The 265-nt window shown below is 58.5% G+C and carries 1 protein-coding gene; it reads right to left on the bottom strand.

The window, feature by feature from the left end:
- Positions 1-265: nitrilase-related carbon-nitrogen hydrolase (locus tag SB764_RS41140; RefSeq protein ID WP_410866916.1), on the bottom strand; the 265-nt coding region annotated here is incomplete at both ends.

Raw genomic sequence — 265 nt, 5'->3', positions numbered from 1 at the left:
CCACGGGCCCCAAGGGCATGCTCCTGCGGCGTGAGATGGATTTTGTCCTGGGATTCTATCCGACCGTCCGGGTGGGCGATAAATGCAGTGTTGCGCAGCGATCCATCCTCGGCGACTCGGTTATGACTTCCGCCGGCCACCACGATGTTGTGATCCCGGGCCATCCTGCGCATGCTCTCAACGAGGTCATCCGTGAACTCCGGAAGGAACTTCCAATAGTCCGCTGTGATTGTGTCGGTTGTGACTTCATGATCGGTGACTGCTC

This window comes from Paraburkholderia sp. SIMBA_027 (assembly GCF_046535315.1).
GTDB lineage: Bacteria > Pseudomonadota > Gammaproteobacteria > Burkholderiales > Burkholderiaceae > Paraburkholderia > Paraburkholderia tropica.
This window is presented reverse-complemented; position numbering and strand designations above follow the sequence as displayed.